At 69.8% G+C, this 12043-nt stretch carries 6 protein-coding genes; 1 reads left to right on the forward strand and 5 read right to left on the reverse strand.

What is annotated here, in order from left to right:
• Nucleotides 1–19: 19 nt before the first annotated feature.
• The 5 genes from D7X32_RS26935 to D7X32_RS26955 form a co-directional block, all read right to left on the reverse strand.
• Entirely contained in the window at nucleotides 20–439 is a 420-nt protein-coding gene (locus D7X32_RS26935; protein ID WP_120605440.1) for a response regulator, read from the reverse strand.
• The gene (locus D7X32_RS26940) at nucleotides 432–3398 is read right to left on the reverse strand and encodes a response regulator (protein ID WP_120605441.1); all 2967 of its coding nucleotides are present in this window, start codon (nucleotides 3396–3398) and stop codon (nucleotides 432–434) included. Before D7X32_RS26940 ends, D7X32_RS26935 begins: the two co-directional genes overlap by 8 nt.
• A gap of 10 nt (nucleotides 3399–3408) precedes the next feature.
• Nucleotides 3409–4572, reverse strand: a complete 1164-nt coding sequence (locus tag D7X32_RS26945; RefSeq protein WP_120605442.1) for an FIST signal transduction protein — start codon at nucleotides 4570–4572, stop codon at nucleotides 3409–3411.
• A 27-nt stretch (nucleotides 4573–4599) separates the two neighbouring features.
• The gene (locus D7X32_RS26950; RefSeq protein ID WP_120605443.1) at nucleotides 4600–6462 is read right to left on the reverse strand and encodes a cytochrome c3 family protein; all 1863 of its coding nucleotides are present in this window, start codon (nucleotides 6460–6462) and stop codon (nucleotides 4600–4602) included.
• A 268-nt stretch (nucleotides 6463–6730) separates the two neighbouring features.
• Complete coding sequence (locus tag D7X32_RS26955; protein WP_120605444.1) at nucleotides 6731–8587, reverse strand: sensor histidine kinase; 1857 nt, start codon at nucleotides 8585–8587, stop codon at nucleotides 6731–6733.
• A gap of 340 nt (nucleotides 8588–8927) precedes the next feature.
• Between D7X32_RS26955 and D7X32_RS26960 the strand changes: the two genes are divergently transcribed.
• Complete coding sequence (locus D7X32_RS26960) at nucleotides 8928–11984, forward strand: helicase-related protein (protein ID WP_120605445.1); 3057 nt, start codon at nucleotides 8928–8930, stop codon at nucleotides 11982–11984.
• Nucleotides 11985–12043 lie beyond the last annotated feature (59 nt).

A 12043-nucleotide genomic window follows, 5' to 3' on the forward strand; every position in this document is an offset into this window, starting at 1 on the left:
GGCTTACCCGGGGGGTGGGTCAGCTCTCAATCGGTGAGGGATTCCGGTTGGGCGACGCCGGTCGCGGCTTGAGGCGCATGGCGTTGAGCTTCTGGGCCAGCTCCGCGCCCTGGACGCTCTTGGAGATGTAGCCGTCCGCGCCGGAGGCGATGGCAAGCGAGCGCAGCTTGGCCTCGTCGGAAGCGGAGTAGAGGATGAAGCGGGTGCCGGGGGGCGCGTACTGGCGCGCCAGCCCCACCACCTTGTCCCCCTTGAGGGCGGGGAAATTCACGTCGATGAGCACGAAGTCCGGCTCGGAGGCGCGCACGATGTTGGACACGCCCAGGGCGGACGTGTGGGTCTGCACATCGAACCCGTACGCGCTCAGCGAGCGCTGCACGAGGTCGAGCAGGTCCGGATCGTCGTCCACGACAAGGACGCGCGTTTTTGCTTCAGCCATGGCTTCTCCCTAGGTACTGACGAATCGTCTCGATGAGCTGATCGCGGTCCAGGGGCTTGGTCATATAGGCCGTGCAACCGGCCGCCTGCGCCTTGTCCTGGTATTCGCGACCCGCGTGCGCCGTAACGGCGATGACGGGCACATTCTGCCCATCCGGCAACGCGCGGAGCCTGCGGGTGACTTCCCAGCCGTCGAGTCTCGGCAGGGACAGGTCCATGAGGATGAGGTCCGGCGCGTCATTGCGGGCTCGCTCCAGCCCCTGCTCGCCGTCCTCCGCCTCGATGAGGTCATACAGTCCGCCCAGGTACCGGCGGACGATGTCGCGGTTCTGCTCGCTGTCCTCCACGTACAGCACGCGGGGCAGCTTGCCCGCGGAGGCCGCCCGCTGGGACATGAGCAGCCCCTTGGCCTGCGCGATGACGTCCTCCAGCGCGTGGCCGCCCTTGCGCACGAAGCCGGCGAAGCCGTCGCGCAGGAGCGCCTCTTCGTCGTTGGAGAGCGTCTTGCCGGTGAGCACCACCACCGGCACGGACAGCTTCTCCGCGCGCAGCCGGCGCAGCACCTCGAAGCCGTCCAGGTTCGGCATCATCAGGTCCAGCACCACCAGCGACGGCGGCGACACGCGCGCCTTGAGCAGCGCGTCCTCGCCGTTGCGCGCCTCGTTGGTGGAGAAGCCCGCGCGGCGCAGGTTGCGGCTGACGAGCTCGCGCGTGGCCGCGTCGTCGTCCACCACCAGCACGTCGCCCGTGGCGGCGGAAGCGCCCGCGGAGGCCAGGCTCTTCTGCACCACATCCACCAGCCGCTCCGGCTCCACCGGCTTCACCAGGTACTCGCACGCACCCAGGCTGAAGCCGCGCGCGCGCTGCTCCTCCACGGACACGAGGATGACCGGGATGGCCGCCAGCGCGGGGTCGCTCTTCAGCTGGCTCAGCACGGACCAGCCGTCCATGCGCGGCAGGTGGATGTCCAGCAGGATGGCCTGCGGCTTCACCTCGCGGGCGAGCGTCAGCGCGGCGAGCCCGTCATTCGCCGTCACCACCTTGAATCCCGCGGGCTCCAGCTGGCCGGTGACGAGCTGCTGGATGAGCACGTCGTCGTCCACCACCAGCACCGTGCTGCCCGGCCGCGCCATGGGCGCGAGCCGCTGGGCCACGTCGTGCACGGGAACCAGGCGCTCCGTGGCGTGCGGGCTGTCCGCGCCCACCGTCGTCGCCAGCACGTCCGGCAGCCGCACCGTGAAGGTGGAGCCCCGGCCCAGCGTGCTCTTCACGTCCACCGTGCCGCCCAGCACGCGGGTGAGCTCGCGCACGATGGCGAGCCCCAGCCCCGTGCCGCCCACCTTGCGCGTGGTGGTGCCGTCCACCTGACGGAACTTCTCGAAGATGAAGGCGAGCTGATCCGACGGGATGCCCACGCCGGTGTCCTCCACCGTCATCAGCAGCTCGCCGCCGCCCGCGGGCACCACCGTGAGCGCCACCTCGCCCGTGTCGGTGAACTTGGCCGCGTTGCTCAACAGGTTGAGCATGATCTGCCGCAGCTTCAGCGCGTCGGTGCGGATCTCCTTCGCGTCGGGGTCCACGTTCACCGTGAGGGCCACGTCCTTGCCCTTGAGGTACTCCTTCACCGTGGCCATGCACTCGTCGGCCAGCTCCTGCACGTCCACCGGCTCGGTGACGACCTCCACGCGGCCCGCTTCGATCTTCGACAGGTCCAGGATGTCGTTGATGAGCGCCAGGAGCGTCTTGGCGTTCGTCTTCACCACGTTGAGGTCGCGCCGGCCGTGCGGCGTCAGGCGGCTGCCCTCCTCGCGCATCAGCAGGTCGCAGTAGCCGATGATGCCGTTGAGCGGCGTGCGGATTTCATGGCTGAAGTTCGCCAGGAACTCGCTCTTGAGGCGCACGGCGCCTTCCGCCTCCCGGGCGCGCTCCTCCTCGTTTCGCTTGGCGACGGAGAGCTCCTGGGCCAGCCGGTCCAGGTCCTCGTTCTGCTGGCGGATGATCTCCATCTGGAGCGCGCGCTGCTGGTAGCTCGCCAGGGAGCGGGCGGACACCGCGCGCGTCTTCTTGATCTCCTCCAGGCTGGCGGCCAGCTGCTTGTTGGCGGCCTCCAGTTCGTCCTTGGAGGCGCGCAGGGCCTCCTCGTTCTGCTTGCGCTCGGAGATGTCCTCCGTGACGCCCATCACGAAGCGCGCGACGGACTGGTCGTCCAGGAGCGGAATCTTGCGCGTGGCGAAGATGCGGTCCACGCCGTCCGCGCGGGCCACCTCCTCGAACGTCTTCATCCGGCGCGTCTCGAGGATCTCCGTGTCGATGGCGATGAACGAGTCCGCCTGTTCCTTGGGGAAGTAGTCGTGGTCCAGCTTCCCCAGCAACCACTCCTTCGTGACCTTGAAGGCGTCCGCGAACGTCTTGTTCACCACCACCAGCCGGCGCGTCTCCGCGTCCTTCACGAACAGCACGAAGGGCAGCGCGTCGATGATGTTGCTGAGCAGGTAGTTGGTGCGCTTGAGCTCCACGCCCGTCATCTGGTGCTGGGCGCGCTCGGCGTGCAGGCGCAGTTCCCGCGCCACCACGAAGGGCAGGTGGCCGTAGCGGTCCTCGGTGACGTAGTCGCGCGCGCCGGCGCGCATGGCGGCGGCCAGCGTGTCCGCGCTCCAGGCGGGCGCGCTCACCACGAAGGCCGTCTCGCGGCCGCGCTGCACCCACGCCGCCTGGACGTCCTCCCAGGTCATGCCCGGCATCTCGGAACCCACCAGCACCAGCGCCCAGGGGCGCTCCAGCGCCTGCTCCAGGGCCTCCCGCGTGCCGACGGGCTCCAGCGTGAGCATGGAGAGGATGTCCTCCTTCTCCAACGCTTCGCGCATGGCGCGCGTCTCACGCTCGCTGCCCACCAGGAGCAGCGACAGGGTGTAACCGAGGGGTGCTTCCGCGTGGGCCACGTCAAACGGGTGGTGGGCCATGGTCTCTGACTTAGTTGGAGCCGAACGCGAGCACGGTCAGCGTGGTGTTGATGTGGAACCCCGAGTAGATCTCGAATTGCACGTTCATCCCAGCGGATGAAGGTGCGAGCTTCAGGGCCTCGGAGAGCTTCGGCACCATGCCCTGGGCTTGCGCGTACCACAGGCGTCCGCTGCAGTGGAACAGGAGGGCGGCCTGGGGGTTCTGTACCCGCCTGGGCAGCTCCTCCTGGAAGAAGTCCCGCGTCATACCCGCCAGGTCACCGGCCTTCATCAGGTCCAGCTCGCTGCCCTCCTCCAGGAGGTTGGCGAACAGGATGGAGCCGTCCTCCAGGGGGCGCCACGCGGCGCGGATGAAGTACTCACGGCCCACCTTGAGCGCGGTGGGGCGCAGCGCGAAGCCACCCGGCCGGCCGAACTCCAGGTCCGCGATGTTCTCCACGCCCAGGATGTCCGCGTAGCGCCGGGCGGCGGGCTTGCCGTCAATCTCCAGGGCGCGCGTGTGCGTCTCATCCACCTTGGTGATGGTCAGGCGCTCGCCGGTGGGCACGTACCAGTGCGAGCGCAGCGCGGCCCAGGGTGCGTTCGTCTTGAACAGCGCCACCAGCACGCCGTCGCCGGCCACTTCCCCATCCACGTGGATGAGGGCGGACTGGCGCGCGGGGTCCGGCTCTGAATCGCTGGCGCCGCCGCCCACGAGCACCAGGGTCTGGTTCTTCTCCAGGATGCCCAGCAGCAGCTCTTCCTTCTTGTAGCGGAAGCCGTCGTCAATCACGAGGCCCACGTACCGGCGCGCGTCCAGGTCCTGCTGGCGCACGCCCAGCTCCTCGCACGCGCGCTTGATGGCCATGGCGCCCGCGGCGATGGCGTCCCCGGTCAGGCCGCTGCCCAGGCCCAGGCCCACCTCGAAGTCACCGGAGAGCGCGCCCAGCACCACGCTGTTCTCGTGGATGCCGTTGTTGTCCAGCTCGCCGGCGGTGGTGGCGCCCACCAGCCGGGTGTCCTTGGGCAGCCGCTCGCGCACCGCGCGGTTGAGCGCGCGCTGGTCCCGCTGGCGGGCCGCGAACAGCGTCACCAGCTTCGGAGGGGGACCGTGTAACTGGCGCAGGAGGTCCTCGGCGACGGCGACTGGATCCGTGAGGGTGGAACGAGCCGTCTGCATCTTCACGTGCGCCATGAGGACCTCCGTGCGAACCGGCGGCGGCTAGAAGCCGGCGCCGGGGTGTGTCTTGTGACAACTGCCGGTGCACTGCTGGAACGATTCGCGGCCCCCACCGACGTACATGCTCTCGATGGGACCGAACTTCTGCACGTGGCTGTCGGGGTAGCTCTTGTGGCACGACAGGCAGGCGGCCTTGCTGGTGCGCTGCGTGGTCTCCTGCTTCAGGTGGCAGGACGAGCACTTCTCCAGGGGCGCGTCGAAGCGGTTGGAGCGCGAGTGGATGAAGTGCGTGCGCACGAAGATGGGACCTTCCAGTTCGAAACCCAGCGGAGCATGGCACGACGCGCACGCGGCGCGGTTGTCGTTCGCATGCAGCACTTCGCTCAGCTCGCCGCCCTTGCTGTGGCAGGAGTTGCACGGACCCGTGGTCAACACGGCTTCCGTGTGGGTCTTCGTCCCCACCTGGATTTCGATGGTGCGCGACGCCGGCAGGTCCTCGCCCATGTACACGCGGCGCGCCTTGGCGGTCACCAGGTAGGTGCCGGGCTTGGCGTCGGCGGGCAGGTGGTAGGTCCAGGTGTCGCTCACGGGCGCGTCCCAGCGGCCGTCGTTGGGGAAGAAGGCGCCGCCGAAGAGCTTGTTGGCGGGGGGGAAGGTCATGAACTGCGCATAGACGCCGTCGCGCGCCGGGGTGGCGATGGTCTGCACGTCCTGCGAGTCATCCAGGAAGGCCTCCAGGTCGACGATGGTCCGGATGGGCTGGATGTCCTGCGCCGGCCCGATGAGCTGCGTCATCATCATCCGTTCCTGGTGCTTGCGGCGGTAGTAGGTCGTCGTCGGGTTGAAGAAGGCCTGATAGTACTGGATCCCCGCCGGATTGCCGGGGGCGCCCGGCGGTGCGACCTCATTGTAGGTTGGCAGGCTCCCGGCCGGATGCAGCCGCTTGCCCTTGCCGTCCTTCAGGGTCATCTGGAAGGTGACGTCCGACCCGGGGGCATACGTGCCGTCCTTGCGGGGCGCCGTCAGGGGCTTGATGTCGATGCCGAACCCGTAGCTGTACGCCGGCTGGGACACCTGGGTGACGGGGATGTAGTACGGGGCGAACGGGCGCAGGCTCCAGCGCAGACGCAGACCCACCGTGCGGGAGGTGAAGGTGAGCGTCTGCTTCTTCGCGTGGTCGTACGCGTTGCGCAGCTCCACCAGGGCCTCTTCCTCATAGGCCTTGGCGCCCGTGCAGTCCGTGAGCGAGCGACAGTCGCGCGTCCACTGGATGGCGCGCATCCGGCGGATGAAGAAGTCGTCACGCTCCGTACGGCGCGTGTCGTCGCTGCCGATGTTCAGCAGCACCGGCGCGCCCGTCAGCACGCCGCGCGAGTCCACCGGTTCCACCGTGAAGAGGCTGGTCGCCTTCATCCAGGCCGCGTCCCGGTAGAAGCGGCGGCGGGTGAAGGTGCCGTCCGCGTTCGACAGGCCGACGAACTCCTGGTCCGCCAGACGCACACCGCCCCACCCGATGGCCAGGAAGTCGCTGTTCTGGCGCAGGCCGTCCACGCCCTCGTCCTTCGTGGCGAAGATGGAGGCGCGCAGGTCAATCTGGTTCACCCAGAAGCTCTGGCCGGCCTTCACCTTCAGGGGCACGCCCTCCCCGTTGTCCACTTCCAGGGCCAGCGCCACGGGCGCCGAGCTCCCACTGCCACCCTTGAGGGCCGCGTCATCCGACAGCGCCGCACCCTGGACCGCGAGCTCCGGCTCCACGGCGGCGGGGGACGCCAGCTCCGCGGACTCCGGACCACCGCACGCCACCGTCAGGCTGGCCAGCGTCGCCAGCAGGCTCGCGCGGCCCGCCGTGAACAGGCGGGGGGAAGTGCGAGTACGCCGCTCCCGAATCGTGTCAGTTCCAACCATGAGGGGACTCCTCCGAACGCGTATGTGCGGACGGCTGCCGGAGCAGCGTCGCGGCCAGGGGACCCGGTTGCCCTTGCGTCGGGGGGACGCTGGCGGAGGGTCATGCTCAAATCCGGCTTTTGCCGAAAACGAGCAGTTCTAGCCACACGGAGAATATCCATAATCAACAGAGCGATTCAACTTCTGAGAATAATTCCACTCAGAGGGGAACTCGAACTGTTGGTGACTGGATGGGACGGGGTTCTGGGGCGCAACCCACCCGGGAGGGTCATGCTCGAATCGTGTTTACGGCCTCCTTCGGGGCTTCCGGGGTGAACGGGAGTTCGACGGTGAACTCCGAGCCCTCTCCCAGACGAGAGTGGACGCGGATGGTGCCGCCGTGGGCTTCGACGAGCTGCCGGACGATATAGAGGCCCAGTCCGAAGCCCGGCGCGCGGCTGTCCGTCGTGACCCGCTCGAAGCGGGTGAAGAGGCGCTGCTGCGCGTCCACGGGGATGCCGGCGCCGTGGTCGCGCACCGACATGCGGACCCGGTGTGAGTCCTCGTCCACGTTCACATGCACCTCCACCGGCTGACCCCGGCCGAACTTGAGGGCGTTGCTGACCAGGTTGGTGAGGACGCGGTCCAGGCGCTGGCGGTCCCACCGGCCGCGGGCCAGGTTCCGGGCGTGGACGGTGAGGGCGCAGCCGGCGGCGGCGGCCTGGTCCTCGTGGCGGGCGGCCACCTCCTGGGCCAGCTCCGACAGGTCCATGGGCTGGGCCTCCAGTACCAGCCGGCCCCCGGACAGGCGCGACAGGTCCAGCAGGTTGTGCACCAGCTGCCCCAGCCGCTTCGTCTCGTCCTCGGCCAGCAACAGCCCCTCGCGCAGGCGCGTGTCGTCACCGTGCGTGGGCGCGCACTGCAAGCGGACGCGGCGCAGGCGCAGCTGAAGTGAGCTGAGCGGAGTGCCCAGGTCGTGCGCCGCCACGCCAATGAGCTCCAGCGCGTTCTGCGTCGCGGCCAGCAGGCGGGCGTTGTCCAGCGCCAGCGCGGCCCGGGCGGACAGCTCCTCCAGGAAGGCCTGGTCCACCGCGCCGTAGTGGCGATGCGGCCGGGTGGACAGGAGGCACAGCGCGCCCAGCACGCGGTTGTCCACGATGAGCGGCACGCTCAGCGCGGACCTGACGCCCAGCGCGCGCCACAGCTCCGCGCAGGTGCTGCCGCTGACGGAAGGGGGCAGCCGGTCCGGATCCACTTCCGCGAAGCGCTCGGCGCGGCCGGTGTGGACGACGCGCGCGGGACCGGGCTCGTCCAATGACGGCCTGCGCATCAGCGGCTCCCACAGCCGCGTCTGGGTGGCCGCGTCCGCGCACGCCACAGCGCCCGGACGCACGTCGCCGTTGCCGTCCGGCAGGTAGAGCACGCATGCGTCCGCCACTTCCGGCACGCACAGGCGGGTGAGCGCGGCGCCCAGCTCCTTGGCGCCGGCCTGGGGCTGCAGCACGCGGCCCGCCTCGGCGAGCAGCGCCTGCATGCGCTCGGTGCGCTTGCGCTCGGTGATGTCGCGCGTCACCTCCGCGTAGCCCTGCAGCGTGCCGCCTTCGGCGTACAGCGCGGTGAGCAGCGTCTCCGCCCAGAAGCGCGAGCCGTCCTTGCGCAGCCGCCAGCCTTCCGACTGCAAGCGCCGCTCACGCGCGGCCCGCTCGCGGTGGGAGGCGGGCAGGCCGTGCGCCACCGCGTCCGGCACGTGCAGCACTTCCGCGCGCTGACCCACGATGTCGGAGGACGTCCAGCCGGTGAGCCGCTCCGCGCCCGTGCTCCAGCAGGACACCGTGCCGTCCGGCTCCAGGAAGCACAGCGCGTAGTCGCTCACGCCATCCATGAACAGGTGCAACCGCTGCTCACTTTGCAGCCGCTCCGCGTGCATGGGGCCCAGCGCGTTGCGCAGCACCATCACCAGCGCGGTGAGGGCGCCCAGGCCCAGCAGGCCGGCGAGGATGTCGGAGACGTGATGGAAGAAGGCCCCACCGTCCACCGCCAGCGTTCGGGCCGCGGACACCAGGGTGGCGAGCAGGATGAGTCCGGCCAGAAGGCACACGGACAGACCCGCACCAACCCTCTGCGCGAAGGTCCAACGTCGCAACATGTGGCACTCCCCCCCGACGGCACCGAGCGCTTCTGTGCAGAAGGACCCTCAACATCACCGAAAAGGTGGGGTGAGCGACATCGCACTGCCGGGCAGGGTATCCTATAACCCGGTTTTTACCTGTTTGTCATGAAATCATGGAGCCTACCCGTGAGGATGGGAAGTTTCCGGCGGGCAGGACGCGGCGGGGCTGTCTGGCGGTGGACAGGGCTCCGGTCCTTCCGGGAACTCGGGCCTGGAATCAAGGGGTTGGAAGGGAAGGAGGTGCTCGCGAAATGGCCTTCCGGGCGCCGGGACGTTATGCAGCGCCCCCCTCCTCGCACCTGGGTGTTGCACGCATATGGCGTCTCTCGTTGAAGGTCTGAAGGTCCGCTACCTCCCGCAGCCCGAATGGGGCGTGGGGCATCTGGTGTCGCTGCAGGAGCAGGGGGCCAAGGCCCTCATTGCCTTCCCGTCCCGCGAGGATGCGCCGGTGCTGGTGTCCACGCGCGGCGGTGCGCTGGTGCCGTACCCGCTGCCGAAGGGCGAACCCATCCAGACGCCGAAGGGGCGCAAGGCCACCGTCCTGGGCGAGGAGCCGGGCGCGCGCGGACTGCGCCGCTACGTGGTGCGCTTCGAGGACACGGGCGAGGAGGACGAGCTGCCGGAGTCGGAGGTCCGCGCGTTGGCGCCGCGCTCCGACCTCTTGTCCACGCTGCGCGACGGGCGGGTGGGGGACGCGAAGGCGTTCATGCTGCGCAAGCAGGCGCTGGTGCTGGACGACGAGCGCCGGGGCGACGCGCTGGGCGCGCTGCTGGCCAGCCGGGTGATGGTGAAGCCGCACCAGGTGGGCGTGGTGCAGCGTGTGCTGTCCGCGCGCCGTCCGCGCTTCGTGCTGGCGGACGAAGTGGGCCTGGGCAAGACGATTGAAGCGGGCATGGTGTTCAGCGCGCTGCGCCTGGTGGGCCTGGCGCGGCGCTGCCTGGTGGTGGCGCCCAGCCACCTCACCGTGCAGTGGCTGGTGGAGCTGTTCCACAAGTTCAACCAGCTCTTCACGCTGATGGACTCGGACCGCTACGAGCAGTCGCTCAAGGAGGCGCCGGACGTCTCCCCGTGGGCGCGCTTCCCGCTGGTGGTGACCAGCCTGGAGCTGCTCAGCCGCACCCGCGAGCACCGCGAAGAGGTGGCGGCCGAGGACGCCTTCTGGGACCTGGTCATCATCGACGAGGCGCACCACCTGAAGGGCGAGAAGGCCTTCGCCGCCGCGAAGGGGCTGGCCACGAATTCGTGGGGCCTGTTGCTGCTCACCGCCACGCCCATGCAGTTGGATCCGGCGGAGTACCACGGGCTGCTCACCCTCATCGACGCGGCGACCGCGCCGTCCGTGAAGGGCTTCGAGGCGCGGCTCCAGCGCCAGGAGGAGCTGTCCACCGCGGTGCGCGCCCTGCTGGAAGGCAAGGACGCGAAGGCCGCCGTGGCCGGGCTTTCGAAGCGCTTCCCGGAGGACGCGCGCCTCCAGACGCTGAAGGAGAAGGAGGCGCTGCTCGCGCACCTGGCGGAGACGTACAGCCTGTCGGACCGGCTGGTGCGCAACCGGCGCGCGGTGGTGGGCGGCTTCTCCACGCGCAGGCTCCACCGGCACCCGGTGCGGCTCACGCCGGAGGAGCTGACGGCGCGCGATACGGCGCTCGCCACGCTGGCGAAGGGCACCTTGCGCGGCGCGCCGCTGGCCAACGTGTTGCGGCGCCTGGAGTCCAGCCCCGCGGCGTTCATGGGCGCGGTGAAGTCCAACCCGGCGCTGAAGGGCGCGGACCTCAAGCTGACCGGGCGCGACGCGAAGCTCATCGCGTTCGTGGGCGTGCTGCGCGGCATCTGGAAGGCGGAGCCGCGCGCGAAGGTGCTCGTGTTCACGGAGAGCCGCGACACGCTGGAGTCGCTCCAGTCGGAGCTGTCACGCGAGGGCGTGGAGGCGCTGGGCTACCACGGCGACCTGCCGCTCGTGGAGCGCGACCGGCAGGTGGCGCGCTTCCGCGACCCGGAAGGCCCCCAGGTGCTGCTCTGCACGGAGGTGGGCGGCGAGGGCCGCAACTTCCAGTTCGCGCACCACCTGGTCCACTACGACCTGCCGTGGAGCCCCTCCACGGTGGAGCAGCGCATCGGCCGCCTGGACCGCATCGGCCAGACGCACCCGGTGGAGATCCACGTCTTCGACCCCGAGGGTACGCTGGCGTCGGACGTGCTGATGCTGCTGGCGGACGCCGTGGGCGTCTTCGGTGAGACGGTGGGCGGCCTGGACGCGGTGCTGGAGGAGGTGGAGGACCGCATCACGGACCTGGCCCTGCTGCCCCGCGAGGCGCGCGTGGACTACGCCGCGGAGCTGAAGACCCGCGTGGAGGCGGCGCGCGAACAGGTGAAGCGCGCGTACGACCCGCTGCTGGACGTGCGCAGCTTCGACAAGCCCGCGGTGGCCTCGCTGGTGGCGCGCGCGCACGAGCGCATGGGCGAGGAGGCCCCTGAGCCTGGGGACGAGGACTCCGAAGAGGAGGCTCCGCCCCTGGAGGACGGCCTGTGGAGCGTGGCGCGCGACCTGGACGAGCGCCTGGAGGAGACCGTCACGGAGCTGGCGCGCCGCGTGGGCATTGGCGTGGACACCGACGAGCAGGTGGAGGCCTTCCAGGTCGCCTTCCAGTTCGGCCACGCGCTCAATGTCGAAGGGCTGCCCGGCATCGACGTGATGCAGGACCGCACCTTGCTGGGCACCTTCTGGCGCGACACCGCCGTGGAGGCGGAGGAACTGGAGTACTTCGCCACCGGCCACCCGCTGGTGGAGGCTCTGTTCGGCTTCCTCAAGGACGGCCCCTACGGCCGCAGCGGCTTCCGCCACATCGAGAAGCGCGGCGTGAAGAAGCCCGTGCGCGGCCTGGAGCTGCTCTTCCACGTCCAGCTGCCGGAGCCCCAGGACACCTCGCCCGGTGCCCGCGTGCCCAGCCGCCAGCTGGCGCGCTTCCTGGAGCGCACCCTGCTGCCCGTCGCCGTGGTGGATGGCCCCCAGGGCCCCGTGGCCGACCCTTCCGTACTCCCTGCATTGGAAGCGGACGGCAAGGCCTTGAAGGGGGACGAGGTCCACCAGGCCTTCCCCGGCTTCGGTGCCTTCGTGGACGCCTCGCTGCCCGTGGCCCAGGCCGCCGCCGAGGCGGAGCTGGGCCGGTCCGCGAAGAAGGCCCGGGCCGCCATCGAAGCGGAGCGCGACGCCGCCGCTGGCCGCCTGCGCCTCTCCCTGTCCCACCAGGGCCTCTCCCCTGAAGAGGTGGAGGCCCAGGTTGACGCGGAGCGCCATCACTATGAACGCCTGCTCCAGGCGCTCGCGGGGGCGAAGGTGACGCTGGACGCGGCCTGCGGGTTCACCCTCAACAAGTGAGCCAAACAGTTCTGCTAGTATGGAATCGGTCCCGGCGCGTTCCGGCCATTTGACCGATT

This window comes from Corallococcus carmarthensis (assembly GCF_003611695.1).
Taxonomy (GTDB): Bacteria; Myxococcota; Myxococcia; order Myxococcales; family Myxococcaceae; genus Corallococcus; species Corallococcus carmarthensis.